Consider the following 17,968-nt stretch of genomic DNA (forward strand, 5'->3'; position numbering starts at 1 on the left):
CACCCCCGACCACCCCCAGGAGGAACCCCCGTTGTCACAGCCGAACAAGAGCGCCGGGCCGGACGGCTCCGGCGGATCCGACCCGTCCCGGTCCGGTTTCGCGGAGACCTTCTCCAAGGGCGCCCGGCCGCCCAAGCGCGGCCTGGCCCCCGGACGCCGGGTGTGGAAGACGGCGCTGGGCCTGCCCGTGCTGGCCGGTGTCGGCGTCGGCGCGGTGGCCCTGGCCACCCTCGGCGTCTCCAACGTGCGCTTCGGTGACGGCCAGGAGCAGGCCGTCGCCGCCAAGCAGCCGCAGCAGACCAGGACCGGCTCCCCGCTGCCGTCGGCCAAGCCCGGCAAGACGCCCGACGCGTCGCCGAGCGAGAAGAAGCCCGGCGACGCGGCCACGCCGGGCGGCGGGCAGAAGCCGCCGGCCGCTCCGCCGGAGCCCACGAAGAGCCCGACCCCCGAGGCGAAGAAGCCCACCCCGCCGCGCGTCGCGGGCGCCGGCGCCAAGGTGACGTACGAGGGCATCGCGGGCCCCGGCTGCCCGACGCCCCCGCGCGGCGGCTACCACCAGGCCGGCGTGCACGGCGAAGTCGGCGTCGGCTGGTACGGGCTGACCGGCGGCAGCACCCGCGAGGGCGGCTGCAGCGGCCAGTTCACGTCCGTACCGATGTCCGGTGACCCGAACAAGGACACCGACAACAACATCATGTGGTGGTGGGAGCCGGGCCCGGAGTCCCGCAGCTGCCAGGTGCTGGTCTACGTCCCCAGCGGCCCCAGCGAACGGGACGTCCAGGGCAGCCCGACCCACTACCAGGTGCTCACCGACCCCTTCAATCCGGGCTCGAAGGTCGGCGCCTTCACCGTCGACCAGGTCGCGCACCGGGGGAGCTGGCAGCAGGCCGGCGCCTTCCCGGTCCGGCAGAACAAGATCGGCGTGAAGCTGATGGACCGCGGCGACAACCACTCGCCGGGCCGGGACCGCGCCCACCACGGGGCCGGGGCCGTCAAGGTCGTCTGCCACGGCTGACGCCGGTCACGGGTTCGCCGCGGGCCGGTACCTGCCGTTGTGTGGCGCTGTGCCGCTACGTGTCGGTGTGGCGCTGCGCCGCTACGTGCCGGTGTGGCGCTGTGCCGCCGTGCCGCTGTGCCGCTGTGCCGCTACGTGTCGCACTCCAGCTCCGTGCGGCACAGTGCGCAGCGGGCCCGCAGCCGGCCGCGCACCGGGACGCGGATGCGCTGATGGCACGTCGGGCAGGGGAACGACACGCGTAGCGGCGCGCTCCCCTCGAACGCGTAGCCGCCGGCCGGCGGCGGACCGCCCGGCCGGCCGGCGCGCCGCGGGTCCTGGGCCGCGCGCCGGTCCTTGGCGTAGCGGCGGCGGCCCGCCCAGCCGGCCGCGGCCAGCGGCGGCTGCTGCGCGTCGCGGCGGGCCAGCGCCAGGCCCGCCTTGTACGCGTCGTACGCCTGCGGGCTGGTGAACCACGGCGCCGGGTCCTCGCCGAGCAGCAGCGCGCGCTTGGCGAGGACGTAACCGAACTCCTCAGGGGTCAGATAGCCCAGCTTCTGCGAGAACGGGCCGTGTTCACGGTACGCGTCGAGCAGCAGCCAGCCCGCGCCCAGGTAGGTGGTGGCGGTGTCGGTGAGGATCTCGTTGTCGCGGGTGCCGGGGAAGGACAGGCCGAGGCGGTGCAGGTAGACGTGCATCACCTCGTGGGCGAGGGCGGCGCCGACGTCCCGGCGGTGGGACTTGAAGCGGGCGTTCAGCTCGACGAAGTACTCGGGGCCCGCGGTGAGTTCGACGTTGGCCGCCAGCTGCATGTCGCGGAAGGCGACGATCACGCGCGCGTCGGGCAGCCGCAGGTGCTGCACCATGGCGCGGGCCACCCGCTGTGCGCCCGCGTACAGCTCCTCGTCGTCGCTGAAGGCGACATCGGCGGGCAGCACGCTGGTCTCGAAGGTGCGGACCGTGTCGTACGACAGGCGTTTGTAGAGCGCGGTGACGGCCGCGCGCACCGTGTCCAGATGCGGATAGCCGTGCTCGATGTCACCGCCGGAACTGCCCGGGTTTCCCGTCGCCGCCACCCGACCACTGTACGGCTCGTCGGGAACGTCCGGTATGGGGTGTACGTGGCGTGGGTAGAACAGGAGTTGGCCAGATGTACACCCTTGCCACTGTGATCGCCGACTCCACATAATCCAAGGGCGCTTTGCGGGCTCATCCCCCACTGGGTCCGGACGCCTTGCGGCGTGCTGCCGACTTTCGGCACGTTCTTCCGGCGGTCCTTTCCGGTTCTCGCGTTGGCATGGGCCTGACATCGGCGTGCAACCCCCCACGAAAGGAACCCCGTTGCGAAGCCAGCTGAAGCACCTCAGGAGAGCCACCGCCGCCGCGGCCGTCGCCCTCGCCGCCGTCAGCCTCCAGCCCGCCGCCGCCAACGCCGCCGCCACCCCCACACCTCAGCCCGGCGGCGCCCAGACGAAGATCGTCGGCGGCACCAAGGCCGCCCAGGGCGAATTCCCGTTCATGGTCCGCCTGTCGATGGGCTGCGGCGGCGCCCTGTACGCCAAGGACATCGTGCTGACCGCCGCCCACTGCGTGGACGGCAGCGGTCCCAACACCTCCATCACGGCCACCGCCGGCGTGGTGGACCTCCAGGACTCCCAGGCCGTCAGCGTGAAGTCCACCGAGGTCCTCCAGGCCCCCGGCTACAACGGCAAGGGCAAGGACTGGGCGCTGATCAAGCTCGCCAAGCCCATCGACCTGCCCACCCTGAAGATCGCCACGGACGACAAGCTCACCAACGGCGAGTTCGACATAGCCGGCTGGGGCGCCGACAAGGAAGGCGGCCAGCAGCAGCGCTACCTCCTCAAGGCCAAGGTGCCCTTCGTCGACGACGCCACCTGCAAGAAGGCCTACGGCGACCAGCTCACCCCCGGCGAGGAGATCTGCGCCGGCCAGTTGGACACCGGCGGCACCGACACCTGCCAGGGCGACTCCGGCGGCCCGATGTTCCGCAAGGACGAGGCCGGCCAGTGGCTCCAGGTCGGCATCGTCAGCTGGGGCGAGGGCTGCGCCCGGCCCGGCAAGCCCGGCGTCTACACCGAGGTGAGCACCTTCGCCGCGGACATCAAGAAGGCGGCCGACGGCCTGGCCGGCTGACGGCCACCGACACGGCGCGGACGCCGCGCCCTGGTGCTCAAGGGCATCGGGGCGCGGCGTGCGTGCGTCGGGCTCCGGGCTCGGGTGCGCCGTGTGTCCTGCGGGGAATGCGGGTCTGCCGGGGAGGGGCCAGGCTCGTACTTCCGGCCGGGTACGGGCGCCGGCGCTTGGCCGGAAAGCCGATGCCGGTCCGCCCGTCCCCTTCCTGGCGTGGGCCGTGTGACCACCGAGCCCCGCTCCCGCCGTACGCCGCGGGCCCCGCGCCACGGCCCCGCCCGCCCCGGTGACCACCGCACGACCGTGATCGCCGCCCTGCTGCTGGCCGCCGCCGCGGCCGTCACCTGGCTGCTGCTGGGCAGCCGCGGACACAGCCTCCAGACGGATCCCACGGTGACACCCACCGCCGTGCGGCACACCGCCGTGCGGCACACCGTGGTTCGGCAGACCGCCACCGACGAGCCCCGTGGTGGGGCGCGTAGCGGCGCCGACCGTGCCGTACCGGGCACCTCGGACGCGCGGCTGAAGGCCGTCGCGGACGTCACGAACGGCGCGGCGACCCTGCCCGCGGTCACGTGGCTGCGCCCCGGCATCCTGCCGCTGCCCCGTTAGTCCAACACCTCCCGTCCCTTTGTCCATGGGCGCGCCCGCCGCGTACCCAGGACCCTGGCCCGCGACGGACAGAGCCGGTGCGAAGGACGGAGAGCGCGCGTGAACGGACCGACAGGAACGGGGCGGCCGGCCGGCGAACCAGCACCGGCGGGCGCGAGCGAACCGGCGGACACCCGGGAACCGGCGGGCGCGGCCGCCCCGGATGCCCCGGAACCCGGCCCCACCCGCAGGAAGATCGTCGTCGGCACCGCGCTCGCCGGGCTCGCCGGCGCCCTGCCGCTCGGCGGCGGCAGCGCGTACGCGGACAGCCGCAGCACCGGTACCGGTACGAGCGCCGGCCCGCTGCCGAAGACCCGCGCCGGTGAGGCGGTCCTGCAGTCCGACGCGCTGGAGGTGCGCGTCGACACCGCCTTCCCCCGCGTCCTCTCCTACACCGACCGCGGCACCGGCGCCGTCCTGTACGGCCAGCCCGACCCGGTCACCCAGATCCTCGTCGACGGCATCGCCCGCACGCCCCGGGTCTCCTCCCGCCCCGCCGCCGGCCGTATCGCCTACACCCTCGCCTTCGACGGCGGTACCGAGATCGACACCGAGATCACCGTCAGGGGATGGCGCGTCGACTGGCGCGTCACCAGGATCGCCGACACCCCGGCCTGCCGCGTCGGCACGCTCCAGGTCCCCGGGCTCGCCCTGCTGAGCGTGCGCAGCGACCAGCCGGGCGCCGCCCTCCTCGCCGCGCGCATCGACCTGGACCAGGCCCGGAGCGGCGACACCCTCGTCCAGCTCACGCCCGGCACGCCCGTGGACGCCGCGCCCGCCGGCTGCGCGTACGCGGTCGCCGCCACCGGCCGGCTGGCCGCCGCCATCGAGACCAACACCGTGTACGACCGGCCCAGCGGCGCCACCACCTGGGAAAACGGGCGGCTGTGGCGGCAGACCACGGCGAGCGGCGGCCACCGCTTCGCGCGCCTCGGCTGCGGCCAGTGGACCCACCGCGCGGCCACCGCGCCGCTGCACGACACCGAGCCCCTGCCGTACGCCACCGTCATCCTCACCCGCGACCGCAACGGTGACGGCACCGCCGACTGGCAGGACGCCGCCATCGCGCTGCGCGACATCATGGTCAGTCCGCTCGGCGCCGACGAACAGCACCTGCGCGTCGTCGCCCACATTCCCTTCAACTTCGCCAGCCAGGCCACCAACCCCTTCCTGGCCACCCTCGACAACGTCAAGCGGATCGCGCTGGCCACCGACGGGCTGCGGCAGTTCACGCTCCTGAAGGGCTACCAGTCCGAAGGCCACGACTCCGCCCACCCCGACTACGGCGGCAACCACAACCAGCGCGCGGGCGGACTCGCCGACCTCAACACGCTGCTGCGCGCCGGGAAGCGGTGGCACAGCGACTTCGCCGTCCACGTCAACGCCACCGAGTCGTACCCCGTCGCGCACGCCTTCTCCGAGACCCTCGTCGACAAGAACGACGCGCAGTGGGACTGGCTCGACCAGTCCTACCGCATCGACGCCCGCCGCGACCTGGTCAGCGGCGACATCGTCCGCCGCTTCCGGCAGCTGCGCGAGGAGACCGACCCCGCCCTGAACACCCTCTACATCGACGTCTTCCGCGAGTCCGGCTGGAACTCCGACCGCCTCCAGCGCCACCTGCGCGCCCAGGGCTGGCAGGTGACCACCGAATGGGGCCACGGCCTGGAGCGCTCCGCCCTGTGGGCACACTGGGCCAACGAGACGGACTACGGCGGCGACAGCTCGCGCGGCATCAACTCCCGGCTCATCCGCTTCGTCCGCAACCACCAGAAGGACGTGTTCGCGAACAAGTGGCCCACGCTGCTCGGCGGCGCCCGCATGGGCAACTTCGAGGGCTGGGTCGGCAAGACCGACTGGCACGCCTTCTACAAGATCATCTGGGTGGACGCGCTGCCCGCCAAGTACCTCCAGGCGTACCCGATCCGCACCTGGCGCGACCACGAGATCACCTTCGAGGGACCGACCGCCACCACCGTCACGGACACCGGCGGCACCCGCCGCATCACCACCGACGGACGGCTCGTGTACGACGGCGGCAGCTACCTGCTGCCCTGGGAACCACGCCGCGCCACCGACCCCGAGAAGCTCTACCACTACCACCCCGCGGGCGGCACGACCACCTGGACGCTGCCGCGCGGCTGGTCGGGCAGCCGCAGCGTGTACGCCTACCGGCTCACCGACCAGGGCCGCAGCCGTCCGCAGCGGCTGACCGTACACGGCGGGAAGGTCACCGTCACCGCCGCGCCCGGACAGCCGTACGTCCTCTACCGCAAGCCCGCACCGGCCCAGGGCGGCCGGGGCTGGGGGCAGGGGAGCGGGCCCGGCTGGGGCGAGGGCACGCCGCTCGCCGACCCCGGCTTCCACTCCGGCAACCTCGACGCCTGGCAGGTCAGCGGGCCTGCCACGGTCGAAATGAGCCCGCTGGGCGACTACGAGTTGGTCGTCGGCGCCGGCGGCGCGGCAGCCGTCGGCCGGCGGCTCACCCGCCTGGCACCCGGCACCTACGCGGCCTCCGTGCAGGTCGAGGTCGGCGCGCGACCGGGGGAGCGCCGCCGGGCCACACTGGAGGTACGCACCGGTGACGGCGTCACGGCCGCCAACTGGACCGAGACCTCCACCGCCGGCAACTTCGTCGCCGCGGACCGCAAGCACGGCACCCGCTTCCAGCGGATGTTCACCCCCTTCACCGTCCCCGAGGGCGGCGGCCCCGTCACCCTCACCCTCGGTGTCGCGGCAGGTACGCCCCGTGTTCGCTTCGACAACGTGCGGGTGGTCCCGGCAGTTCCCACGCACCGGCCCGGCACCGTCGCGTACGAGGACTTCGAGCACGTACCGCAGGGCTGGGGCCCCTTCGTCAAGGGCGACGCGGGCCGGGTCACCGACCCACGAACGCACATCGCACAGCGGCACGCCCCCTTCACCCAGCGCGGCTGGAACGGCAAGGCCGTCGACGACGTCGTCGACGGCGGCCAGTCCCTGAAGTCCCGCGGCGAGAACGAGGGACTGGTCTACCGGACCGTGCCGCACACCGCGCGCTTCCTCCCCGGCCGCCGCTACCGGGTCACCTTCCGCTACGAGAACGAGAAGGCCGGCCAGTACGCCTGGATCACGGCCGCCGACGAACCGGCCGCCCGCGAACTGAGCCGCACCCCGCTGCCCGCCGCCACCCGGCCCGCCACCCACACCTACGAGTTCACCGCCCCGGAGAGCGGTGAGGTGTGGGTGGGGCTGCGCAAGACGGGCGGCGACGGGAAGGCGGAGTTCGTCCTGGACACCTTCGAGGTGCGGGAAGTCTGACGGGCGCCGGGCCCCGGGGAACGGCGCGCCCGCACCGTGGCCCGGTCCGCCCGGGCGCGGCAGACTGACGCGTCAGGGCACCAGACGGGGCGCCCCTGCCCGCTCCCCCTCAAGAGCGGGGGCGCCCTCCAGCTCCAGCAGGAGCAGCTCGTTGGCGCCCGGGCGCAGCACCGGGCCGGGGACGAACAGGGTGTGCTGCGGCCCGGCCGCCCAGTAGCGGCCCAGGCAGAAACCGTTCAGCCAGGCGAAACCGCGCGACCAGCCAGGCAGTTCGAGGGCGGCGTCACCGGGGGAGGGGACGGAGAGAGTGGCCCGGTAGAGGCCCGGCAGCCCGCCGCCGGCGCTCCGGAACGGCACCCGCCGCACCGCCGCCGCGTCCTCCAGCGCGTCCAGCCGCAGCCCCCGCGCCCGTACGCCGTGCACGTACTGCCGCTCGTGCAGCACCCCGCCCGTGACGCCCTTCGGCTCCGCCAGCCGCGGCCCGTAGTTCACGCGCCCCAGCGACTCCACCCACAGCTCCACGGTGGCGGGCCCGGCCACCGCCGCGCCGATCTCCGCCTCCTCCTGGAACAGCGTCGGCCCGCGCACCCCGTCCACGTACGGCACCGCCACGTCGCGCAGCCCCGTCACCCGCAGCGGGAGCGGCCCGCGCGGCCCCGGCACCTCGAAGCGGTAACGGACCACGCCCCGGTCCACGTCCAGCTCCTCGAAGGCCGGCGGTACCCCCGACGCCACCTCCGGGCCGCCGAGCACGTCCAGGACGTCCGGGAGCGCCGCCCAGCCGCCGGGGACGGCCTGTACGGGGGCGGGGAGCACCGGCTGCGGCTCGGGAATGCCGGGCAGCGGGCCCGGCGCGTACGCGGCCAGCACCTCGCGGAAGCGGTGGAACTTCTCGGTGGGGCGGCCGCGTTCATCGACCGGCGCGTCGTAGTCGTACGACGTCACGGTGGGCCGCAACGCCCCGCCGTGCAGTTCGCCGGAACGATTCGCCCCCGCCCAGCCCCCGAAGTTCGTCCCCCCGTGCGCCATGTAGACGTTGACCGAACCGCCGCACTCCAGGACCTCCCGAAGCGCCTCCGCCGCCTCCTCCGGGGAGCGCGTCACCGGCGTGTCACCCCAGTGGGAGAACCACCCGCACCAGAACTCCATGCACATCAGCGGCCCGTCCGGCTGATGCCGGCGCAGCGCCGCGAACGCCTCCCGCGCCCCGGAACCGAAGTTGGCCGTGGCCAGGACACCCGGCACGGAACCCCCGGTGAGCATGTGGTCCTCCGGACCGTCCGAGGTGAACAGCGGCACGCGCACGCCGAGACCCCGCAACAGGTCCACCAGGTGCGCCAGGTACGCCCGGTCGCTGCCGTACGACCCGTACTCGTTCTCCACCTGCACCATCACCACCGGACCGCCACGGTCGTACTGCCGCGCCACCACCTGCGGCAGCAGCCGCCCGAACCACGCGTCCACCGCCCGCAGAAACTCCGGATCGCGGGTCCGCACCCGCCGCCCCAGCGGGCCGGTCAGCCAGTGCGGCAACCCGCCGTTCTCCCACTCCGCGCAGATGTACGGACCCGGCCTGACCAGCGCGAGCAGCCCCGCCGCCGACACCGCGTCCAGGAAGCGGCCCAACGCCCCCGGATCCCGGTACGCGCCGGGCCGCGGCTCGTGCAGATTCCAGGGCACGTACGTCTCCACGCAGTTCAGACCCATGGCGCGCAGCATCGCCAGCCGGTCCCCCCACTGCGCCTCGTGCACCCGGAAGTAGTGCAGGGCTCCCGACAGCAGCCGCACCGGCCGCCCGTCCCGCTCGAAGTCACGCCCGCCCACCACGAACTCACCCACGCGCCCACCCCTCCGCCCTTCAGTCCCGCGCCCACCCTCACCCCTGGCGGCACACGGGTCCATGGACAAAGATCGACGCTGATTGGACGGAACCGGCCGCGACCGCCGTCGGCAGCACGGGAAGGGGCCCGCATGTACCACACCTGGATGCGGTACTTCACACCGAGCCCGGCCCACCACCGGCTCGGCCTGGTGTGCCTCGGCGTCGGACTCCAGCACGGCACCCTGCCACCCGTCGGCCCACGCGTCCTCGACCACCACGTCGCCGTCGTCGTCCGCGCCGGCCACGGCTGGTTCACCACCCCCGACGGCACCCGCACCCCCGTCACCGCGCCCGCCCTGCTGTGGCTGGTCCCCGGCGTCACCCACCACTACGGCGCCGACCCGCACACCGGCTGGGACGAGAGCTTCGTCGACTTCACCGGCCCCGCCACCACCACCTACACCGAACTCGGCTACATCGAACCCGACCGCCCCCTCGTCCCGCTCGCCGACACCGCCGCCGCCCGCACCGCCATCGGCCGCATCACCCGCGCCGCCCGCCGCGGCAACCCCCTCCTGGAGGTCGAGACCGCCGCCGCCGTCCACGAACTCCTCGTCGCCCTGCGCCGCGCCCGCGCCGATACCGACGCGGACGGCGACCCCGTACTCCAGGCCCTCGCCCGCGACGCGTTCCTGCCCCTGTCCGTCGCCGAGCACGCCGCCCGCCACGGCATGACCCCCGCCGCCCTGCGCACCGCCGTACGCCGCGGCGCCGGCTGCAGCCCCAAGGACTACCTCCTGGCCGTCCGCCTCGGCCACGCCAAGGAACTCCTCACCGCCACCGAACTCCCCGTCGCCGCCGTCGCCCGCCGCGTCGGCTACACCGACCCGGCCTACTTCAGCCGCCTGTTCACCCGCCGCGTCGGCACCGCACCCGCCCGCTTCCGCGCCCGCCAGGGCCACAGCGTCCCCGGCGGCTGGTCCACCCGCGTACCGGACCCCGACGATCCGCCGCGCATCGGCTGAGACGACGGCGCCCGGGAGCGCGCCGCACGACGGCAACGCGCCGCACGCACGGGGCGAGCGAAGCACGTACCGGGCGCGCCGACCGGGAAAAGAGAGATGTCGAGTGCGCGGTGTCAGTGCCGTACGGCAGCATGAGGACATGCCCGCACTGACGCGCGACGAGGCGCAGACCCGAGCCCGACTCCTCGACGTCCACCGCTACGCGATCGACCTCGACCTCACCCACGGCCCCGACCACTTCGTGTCCCGCACGGCCGTCCGCTTCAGTGCGCGCACCCCCGGCGACACCTTCATCGAAGTCAAAGCCCACGAGCTGCGCTCCGCCACCCTCGACGGGCACCCCCTCGACCCGGCCACCCTGGACGGCAACCGCCTGCCGCTGCCCGGCCTCACCGAAGGCGACCACGAACTCCGCGTCGAAGCACTCATGTCCTACTCCCGCACCGGCGAGGGCATGCACCGCTTCACCGACCCCGCCGACGGCGAGAGCTACGTCTACACCCAGCTCTTCCTGGACGACGCCCAGCGCCTCTTCACCGCCTTCGACCAGCCCGACCTGAAGGCCGTCTTCGAGCTGACCGTCACCGCGCCCGCCGGCTGGACCGTCCTCGGCAACGGCACCGCCACCCGCCAGGACGGCGAGACGAACCGCTGGGACCTCGCCGCCACCCCGCCCATCAGCACCTACCTCGTCGCCGTCGCCGCCGGCCCCTGGCACACCGTCCGCACCGAACACGCCGGGCTGCCCTTCGGCCTCCACTGCCGCCGCTCCCTGGCCCCCCACCTGACCGCGGACGCCGAAGAGATCTTCGACATCACCCGCCGCTGCTACGACCGCTTCCACGCCCTCTTCGACGAGCCGTACCCCTTCGACTCCTACGACCAGGCCTTCGTGCCCGAGTTCAACGCGGGCGCCATGGAGAACCCCGGCCTGGTCACCTTCCGCGAGGAATACGTCTTCCGCTCCGCGGTCACCGACACCGAGCGCCAGGTGCGCGGCGTGATCATCGCCCACGAGATGGCCCACATGTGGTTCGGCGACCTCGTCACCCTCCAGTGGTGGGACGACATCTGGCTCAACGAGTCCTTCGCCGAGTACATGGGCTACCAGGTCCTCTCCGAAGCCACCCGCTTCACCGACACCTGGACCGACTTCGCCATCACCCGCAAGGGCTGGGGCTCCGACGCCGACCAGCGCCCCTCCACCCACCCCGTCGCCCCCGCCCCCGAGGACGTGCCCGACACCGAATCGGCCCTCCTCAACTTCGACGGCATCTCCTACGCCAAGGGCGCCTCCGCGCTGCGCCAGCTCGTCGCCTGGATGGGCGAGAAGGACTTCCTCGCCGGCGTCAACGACCACATCACCCGCCACCGCTTCGGCAACGCCACCCTCGCCGACTTCGTCGACTCCCTCGCCCAGGCCACCGACCGCGACGTGCACGCCTGGGCCGCCGACTGGCTGCGCACCACCGGCGTCGACACCCTCACCCCCGCCCTCGGCACCGCACCCGACGGCGGCTGGACCCTGCGCGTCGACCGGGACGGCAGCCGCCCGCACCACCTGACGGCCGGGCTGTACGACCGCGACCCCACCGACACCGCCCGCCTCGTCGCGCGCGACCACCTCGCCTGGGACATACCGGCGGCGGACCGCCCAGGGCAGCCGGAACAGCTGGGCAGGCCGGGCCACCCGGAACACGTCGCCGCACCGGCTCCCGGCGAGCCCCGCCCCGCGCCGCCCGCCGACACCGGCACACGGGGCACCACCTCGCAGCGCCTCCACACCGCGCCCGGCCCCCGCCCCGCCCTGGTCCTCCTCAACGACGGCGACCTCACCTACGCCAAGGTCCGCCTCGACCCCATGTCCTGGGACACGGTCCGCGAAGCGCTCTCCGGCCTGCCCGACCCCCTCACCCGCGCCGTCGTCTGGAACGCCGCCCGCGACATGGTCCGCGACGGCGAACTGCTGCCCGCCGCCTACCTGGACGCCGCCCGCGCCCACCTCCCGTACGAGACCGACATCGCCGTGGTCTCCGGCGCCCTCGCCTTCGCCCGCACCCAGATCGCCGACCGCTACCTCCCCGCCGCCGACCGGCCCGCCGCCCTGAACACCCTCAGCACCATCGCCCGCGACATCCTGCGCCGCACCGAAGGCTCCGAGAACGGCGACGGCCAAGGACTGCGCCTGGCCGCCGTCCGCACCTTCATCGACTGCGCCACCACCCCCGACGGCATACAGGACTGGCTCTCCGGCGGCAGCGTGCCCGGCGGCCCCGTCCTCGACCCCGAGCTGCGCTGGCGCATCCTCGGCCGGCTCGCCGTCCTCGGCGCCACCACCCCCGCCGCCATCGAGGACGAACTGGCCCGCGACCCCAGCGCCACCGGCCGCCAGGGCGCCGCCACCTGCCGTGCGGCCCTGCCCGACCCGGCCGCCAAACAGGCCGCCTGGGACGCCCTGTTCACCACCGACGAGCACACCGACCTGTCCAACTACCTCTTCAACGCCACCGCCACCGGCTTCTGGGCCCCCGAACAGCTCGACCTCGTGCGCCCGTACGTGGGCCGCTACTTCCCCGCCGCGACGGCCCTCGCCACCCGCCGCGGCCCCGCCCTCGCCGACTCCGCCGGCCGCTACGCCTTCCCCACACCGTTCGTCGACACCACCACCCTCGAACTGGGCGAGGAGTGCCTGCGGACCGCCGGCCCGTCCCCGGCCCTGCGCCGCAAGCTCATCGACCAGCTCGACGACCTGAGGAGGGCACTGCGGGTACGGGGCGCGTAGCGGCCGGCCTACGGGGCGACAGCGGGCCCGGTGGTGCGGGGCGCGCACGCGGGCGCGTGACCGGGAGAAAAGGATCCGGCACGCGCCCCCCTGACCCGGCCGTGCCACCCTCTCGACCCTGGCCCCGCCACCCCTCCGGTTCCAGCCCTGCCGCCCCTTCCGGCCCCGAGCGGGCCGACGTACGTACAGACCCTACGGACTGCATAGCAGGCAATCCGATCACCACCGCCCCGCCCAGCACCTGGGTACCCCTTTCGGGTTGAGCTCGCCCAGCACGGCAGGTCCGCCACCCGGCCCCGGCCAGTCTGTGGTGTGCCCGCTGTCGCGCACCCGAAGGACTGCCCATGAACACCCCGCCCCTCGCCGGCGGAGCCGCAGGCCCCGACGCCCTGCGGCCCCTCCTCGGCACCGTCCTCGACGCTCTGCGCGACGGTGCGGAAGCCAGGGGCGGGCCGCTGCCCGCCGGCGGCCCCGGCCGCGTCGCCGCGCGGCTCCGGGAAGCCACCGGGCCCGTCCTCCCGGAAACCGGCCGCGGCCCGCACGCGGCGCTGCGCGCCCTCGTCCACGCCCTCGCCGAAGGCGCCGCCGACCCCGCCGACCCGCACTGCGCGGCCCACCTGCACTGCCCGCCGCTGGCCCTCGCCGCCGCGGCCGACCTGGCCGCCGCCGCCCTCAACCCGTCCATGGACTCCTGGGACCAGGCCCCCGCCGCCTCCGCCCTCGAAGCCCGCACGGCCCGCGAACTCGCCGCCCTCGTCCACCCGTACGGCCCCGACGGCACCCCCCGCCCGTACGGCCCCGACGCCCCCACCGGCCCCGGACGCACCCACGAGGACGAACAGCCCGACGCCCTCGTCACCACCGGCGGCACCGAGTCCAACCAACTCGGCCTCCTCCTCGCCCGCGAACACGCCCGCACCCGCCACACCGAGCCCCTGCGCGTCGTCTGCGGCGCCAACGCCCACCACAGCATCCACCGCGCCGCCTGGCTCCTCGGCCTCCCCGAACCCCTCACCCTCCCCACCCCCGACGGCACCCTCGACCCCCACACCCTCCACACCGCCCTCACCGGCCTCTGCCACCCCGGCACCCCCGGCGCCCCCGTCCTCGTCTGTGCCACCGCGGGCACCACCGACACCGGCGCCATCGACCCGCTCCCCGCCCTCGCCGACCTCACCCGCACCCACGGCGCCCGCCTGCACGTCGACGCGGCCTACGGCGGCCCCGTCCTCTTCAGCACCACCCACCGCACCCTCCTCGACGGCCTCCACCGCGCCCACACCGTCACCCTCGACCTGCACAAACTCGGCTGGCAACCGGTCGCCGCCGGCCTCCTCGCCGTCCCCCGCGCCGCCGATCTCGCCCCGCTCACCCACCGCGCCGCCTACCTCAACGCCGACGACGACACCGAAGCCGGCCTCCCCGACCTCCTCGGCCGCTCCCTGCGCACCACCCGCCGCCCCGACATCCTCAAGATGGCCGTCACCCTCCAGGCCCTCGGCCGTACGGGGCTCGCCGACCTCGTCGACCGCACCCTCGCCGCCGCGCACACCCTCGCCGGCCTCATCGACGACCACCCCGCCTACGAGCTCCACTCCCGCCCCACCCTCAGCACCGTCCTCTTCCGCCCCACCGGAGCCGACGACACCACCGTCGCCACCATCCGCCGCCGCCTCCTGCACCGCGGCCGCGCCGTCCTCGGCCGCGCCGCCACCCCCACCGGCCTCTGGCTCAAGGCCACCCTCCTCAACCCCTACACCACCACCGACGACCTCGCCTCGCTCCTCAAACTCGTGGAAGGCCACACCCCCCGATGAGCACCACCCCCCACGCCGAAGCCATCACCCTCCAACTGCCGTCCCCGGACCCCGGACGCCCCGCCCCCGCCGGCCCCGGCACCACCAGCACCCGGCTCCCCGACCCCGAACGCGCCACCGCCCGGCCCTCCACCGACCCCGACCGGCCACTGGACCTCGCCGGCATCGGCATCGGCCCCTTCAACCTCTCCCTCGCCGCCCTCGCCCAGCCCCTCACCCACCTGCGCACCGCCTTCTACGACCAGCGCCCCGCCTTCCACTGGCACCCCGGCCTCCTCATCGAGGACGCCACCCTCCAAGTCCCCTTCCTCGCCGACCTCGTCACCCTCGCCGACCCCGCCAGCCCCTGGACCTTCCTCAACTACCTCAAACACCGCGAACGCCTGTTCCCTTTCTATTTCGCCGAACGCTTCCACATCCACCGCGCCGAATACGACGCCTACTGCCGCTGGGTCAGCGAAAACCTCCCCGGCCTGCACTTCCGCCACCAGGTCGACGCCGTCCGCTGGAACAGCGACCGCGACGCCTTCGAAGTCGACTACACCCAGCTCGGCGAGGACGGCGAAGCCGAAGCCCTCGGCCGCACCCACGCCCGCAACCTCGCCCTCGGCGTCGGCACCGTCCCCTACGTACCCGACCCCCTCAAGCCCCTCGTCGACGCCCCCGCCGTCCCCGTCCTGCACGCCGCCGACTACCTCGCCCACCGCGAACGCCTGCTCACCGCCGAACACATCACCGTCATCGGCGCCGGCCAGTCCGGCGCCGAAGTCTTCCTCGACCTGCTGCGCGCCCGCCCCACCGGCCGCGAAGGCCTCCACTGGCTCGCCCGCACCGCCGCCTTCGCCCCCATGGAATACAGCAAACTCGGCCTCGAACACTTCACCCCCGACTACACCCGCTACTTCCACGCCCTCCCCGAACCCGTACGCGACCAGCTCCTCCCCGGCCAGTGGCAGCTCTACAAAGGCATCGACCACGCCACCCTCGCCGCCATCCACGACGAGCTCTACCGCCGCACCCTGCACGGTGGCTGGCCCGACGCCACCCTCACCCCCGGCGTCACCGTCCGCACCGCCGGCCGCGTCGGCACCACCAAGGTCGAACTCCACCTCGACCACCCCCACCAGGGCGCCCGCTCCCGCCTGACCACCGACGCCGTCGTCCTCGCCACCGGCTACCGCGAAGGCCGCACCGACACCCTGCTCGCCGCCCTCGACCCCTACATGCGCCGGGACGCCGCCGGACGCCCCCGGATCGACACCGACCAGCGCCTCCTGCTGGACCCCTGCGTCACCGGCTCCGTCTACGTCCAGCACGCCGAACACCACACCCACGGCGTCGGTACCCCCGACCTCGGCCTCTCCGCCTGGCGCAGCGCCACCATCCTCAACTCCCTCACCGACACCACCACCTACCCCCTCCCCACCCGCACCGCCTTCACCACCTTCGGCCTGCGCCCCTCCCCACCCCGCACCCTCACCGACATCCCCCGCCCCAACTCCACCCTCATCGAAAACCCCTGACCCGCCCGGCCCAGGCTCCGCCCCTACGGACACCTGGGCCGCCGCGCACCGCGCCGGAATCAGAACACCGGCACCCCGTCCCGGGTCAGCCGCCAGTCCACCGACGCGAACCGCGCCCCGTCGATCTCCCCGGTCTCCTTCACCCACCCGATGATCACGTTGCGGATCTCCTCCGACGTCGACCACACCTGCGGCGCCTTCGCCACATGCGGGAAATTGCCGCCACCGCCCGCCCGGTAGTTGTTCACCGCCAGCACGAACCGCGCGTCGTCCGCCACCGGCTTCCCCTCGAACGACAGCTTCCCGATCCGCCGCCCCGGCTCCTTCGCGATGTCGATCTCGTACGACACCCCGCTCACCGCGTCGTAGTTGTAATCCGGAATCCCCTCCGCGTTCGTCAGCTTCGCCGGATCGACCGGACCACCCGCCGGCGTCCGCACGTAATACCGCGCGGAGAACTCCAGATACTCCCGCAACTGCTTCCCGGTCAAAACCCGCGCCTCCAGCGTATTGTCGAACGGATACAGCGCCGCCATCGACCGGATCGTCACCTCACCCGCCGGCACCGTCGCCGAACGCGAGAAACACGAAGCCTGCGACAACACCGGCAGCTTCGCGTACTCACCACCCGCCAGCGCCTTCCGCACCGCCTCCGCCTGGACGAACGCGATGAAATCCAGCACCGGCGTGTCCTTGTACGGCGCCTCCGCGGCCGTCATCTCCGCCTTCGACCGCCCGATGACCTGATTGACGTACGCCACCACCTTCCGCTGCTCCGCACGCAGCAGCCGCGTGATCCGCACATCCTCCGGCACCGCATTGGAATTCAACACCTTCGCCGACACCGAATCCACCGACCAGCGCCCCCGCGACCGCACCAACTCGAAGTCGAAGAGCGTCAGCCGCTGCCCCCACTTCAACGGCTCCGACAGCACCACCTCACGACCGGTCTCGCGATTGACCACCCGCCGCTCCGGCACCTCCACGTGCGCGTGTCCCACCAGAATCGCGTCGATCCCCGGCACCCGCTCCGCCACCAGCGCCGCCGCGTTCTCCACGTACGGCAGCTGGTCCCCGTACGACGACGTGCCGCTCGTCCCCGAATGCGCCGACACGATCACCACGTCCGCGCCCATCGACCGCAGCTTCGGCACCCACTTCGCCGCCTGCTCCTCCAGCCCGGGAAACGCCAGCTTCCCCTGCACATGCGCCTTGTCCCAGATCGCGATGCCAGGATTCGTCAGCCCCAGCACCGCCACCGTCACCTGCCCGCCGCACGGCGTACGCAGCCGCTTCATCCAGTACGGCGGAAACGCCGGCCGCAGCGACTTCGCGTCCACCGCGTTCGCCCCCAGCAGCGGAAAGTCACAGCTCTCCTCGAACTTCCGCAGCACCGCCAGACCGTAATTGAACTCATGGTTGCCGAGCGCCGCCGCGTCATAGCCGATGGCGTTCATCGCCTTCGCCATCGGATGCACCGGACCGTTCGGACCGGTGATCGGATCGACCTTCGCGTAGTAGTACGCCAACTGCGTACCCTGAATCGTGTCACCCGCGTCGATCAGCAGCGTATTCCGCGCGCCCTTCTCCTCCCGGACCCGCCGCACCAGCGTGGAAATCTTCGCCAGTCCCACATCATTGTGGTCCTTGTCGTCGAATTCCGCGTCGGCCGCGTAATCCCAGTTGAAGACGTTGCCGTGCAGATCCGTGGTCCCCATGACCGTGAAGGCGTAACGCCGCGCGGGCCGCGCCCCGCCGGACACCGGAGCGGCCACCGCCGACGGCGCCGCCGTACCGATGAGCGCGGCCCCCGCGCCCGTGGCGACCGAACTCCCCAGGAACTTCCTACGGCCGAGCGGCATGAACATCTCCTTCGACGAAACACGACAGCGGACCGCGGCGA

The 17,968-nt window shown here is 73.5% G+C and carries 11 protein-coding genes; 8 read left to right on the forward strand and 3 right to left on the reverse strand.

What is annotated here, in order from left to right:
- Positions 1-31: 31 nt before the first annotated feature.
- Positions 32-1,015: a hypothetical protein gene (locus AB0L45_RS10875; RefSeq protein ID WP_365838280.1), complete on the forward strand. Its 984-nt coding sequence runs from the start codon at positions 32-34 to the stop codon at positions 1,013-1,015.
- A gap of 131 nt (positions 1,016-1,146) precedes the next feature.
- Here AB0L45_RS10875 and AB0L45_RS10880 read toward each other — a convergent pair whose 3' ends face one another.
- Positions 1,147-2,070: a hypothetical protein gene (locus AB0L45_RS10880; RefSeq protein ID WP_365838282.1), complete on the reverse strand. Its 924-nt coding sequence runs from the start codon at positions 2,068-2,070 to the stop codon at positions 1,147-1,149.
- A 265-nt stretch (positions 2,071-2,335) separates the two neighbouring features.
- On the opposite strand from AB0L45_RS10880, the gene AB0L45_RS10885 reads away from it, so the two are divergent.
- From AB0L45_RS10885 to AB0L45_RS10895, 3 genes are all read left to right on the forward strand, one after another.
- Positions 2,336-3,148 (forward strand): serine protease, encoded by an 813-nt coding sequence (locus tag AB0L45_RS10885; RefSeq protein WP_365838284.1) that lies wholly within the window; start codon positions 2,336-2,338, stop codon positions 3,146-3,148.
- Between the two features lie 219 nt (positions 3,149-3,367).
- On the forward strand, positions 3,368-3,757 hold the full coding sequence (locus AB0L45_RS10890) for a hypothetical protein (protein WP_365838286.1): 390 nt from the start codon (positions 3,368-3,370) through the stop codon (positions 3,755-3,757).
- 234 nt (positions 3,758-3,991) lie between these two features.
- The gene (locus tag AB0L45_RS10895) at positions 3,992-7,096 is read left to right on the forward strand and encodes an endo-alpha-N-acetylgalactosaminidase family protein (RefSeq protein WP_365838575.1); all 3,105 of its coding nucleotides are present in this window, start codon (positions 3,992-3,994) and stop codon (positions 7,094-7,096) included.
- A gap of 72 nt (positions 7,097-7,168) precedes the next feature.
- Here the strand turns inward: AB0L45_RS10895 and AB0L45_RS10900 are convergent, their stop codons facing one another.
- Entirely contained in the window at positions 7,169-8,935 is a 1,767-nt protein-coding gene (locus tag AB0L45_RS10900) for a beta-galactosidase family protein (RefSeq protein ID WP_365838288.1), read from the reverse strand.
- Between the two features lie 132 nt (positions 8,936-9,067).
- Here AB0L45_RS10900 and AB0L45_RS10905 point away from each other — a divergent pair, with 132 nt between their 5' ends.
- The 4 genes from AB0L45_RS10905 to AB0L45_RS10920 all read left to right on the forward strand — a co-directional run bounded on the left by AB0L45_RS10905 (position 9,068) and on the right by AB0L45_RS10920 (position 16,065).
- Positions 9,068-9,943, forward strand: coding sequence for an AraC family transcriptional regulator (locus AB0L45_RS10905; RefSeq protein WP_365838290.1), 876 nt, complete (start codon positions 9,068-9,070; stop codon positions 9,941-9,943).
- Between the two features lie 139 nt (positions 9,944-10,082).
- Complete coding sequence (gene pepN, locus AB0L45_RS10910; RefSeq protein WP_365838292.1) at positions 10,083-12,725, forward strand: aminopeptidase N; 2,643 nt, start codon at positions 10,083-10,085, stop codon at positions 12,723-12,725.
- 344 nt (positions 12,726-13,069) lie between these two features.
- Complete coding sequence (locus AB0L45_RS10915) at positions 13,070-14,542, forward strand: pyridoxal-dependent decarboxylase (RefSeq protein ID WP_365838294.1); 1,473 nt, start codon at positions 13,070-13,072, stop codon at positions 14,540-14,542.
- On the forward strand, positions 14,539-16,065 hold the full coding sequence (locus AB0L45_RS10920) for a SidA/IucD/PvdA family monooxygenase (RefSeq protein ID WP_365838296.1): 1,527 nt from the start codon (positions 14,539-14,541) through the stop codon (positions 16,063-16,065). Before AB0L45_RS10915 ends, AB0L45_RS10920 begins: the two co-directional genes overlap by 4 nt.
- A gap of 59 nt (positions 16,066-16,124) precedes the next feature.
- Here AB0L45_RS10920 and AB0L45_RS10925 read toward each other — a convergent pair whose 3' ends face one another.
- On the reverse strand, positions 16,125-17,927 hold the full coding sequence (locus AB0L45_RS10925) for a 5'-nucleotidase C-terminal domain-containing protein (protein ID WP_365838298.1): 1,803 nt from the start codon (positions 17,925-17,927) through the stop codon (positions 16,125-16,127).
- Positions 17,928-17,968: the final 41 nt, after the last annotated feature.

It is taken from the genome of Streptomyces sp. NPDC052496 (assembly GCF_040679095.1).
GTDB lineage: Bacteria > Actinomycetota > Actinomycetes > Streptomycetales > Streptomycetaceae > Streptomyces.

Coding starts and splice junctions, on each gene's coding strand:
- AB0L45_RS10925 (WP_365838298.1), bottom strand. CDS start 17,927: ATGCCGCTCGGCCGTAGGAAGTTCCTGGGGAGTTCGGTCGCCACGGGC.
- AB0L45_RS10915 (WP_365838294.1), top strand. CDS start 13,070: ATGAACACCCCGCCCCTCGCCGGCGGAGCCGCAGGCCCCGACGCCCTG.
- AB0L45_RS10920 (WP_365838296.1), top strand. CDS start 14,539: ATGAGCACCACCCCCCACGCCGAAGCCATCACCCTCCAACTGCCGTCC.
- pepN (WP_365838292.1), top strand. CDS start 10,083: ATGCCCGCACTGACGCGCGACGAGGCGCAGACCCGAGCCCGACTCCTC.
- AB0L45_RS10905 (WP_365838290.1), top strand. CDS start 9,068: ATGTACCACACCTGGATGCGGTACTTCACACCGAGCCCGGCCCACCAC.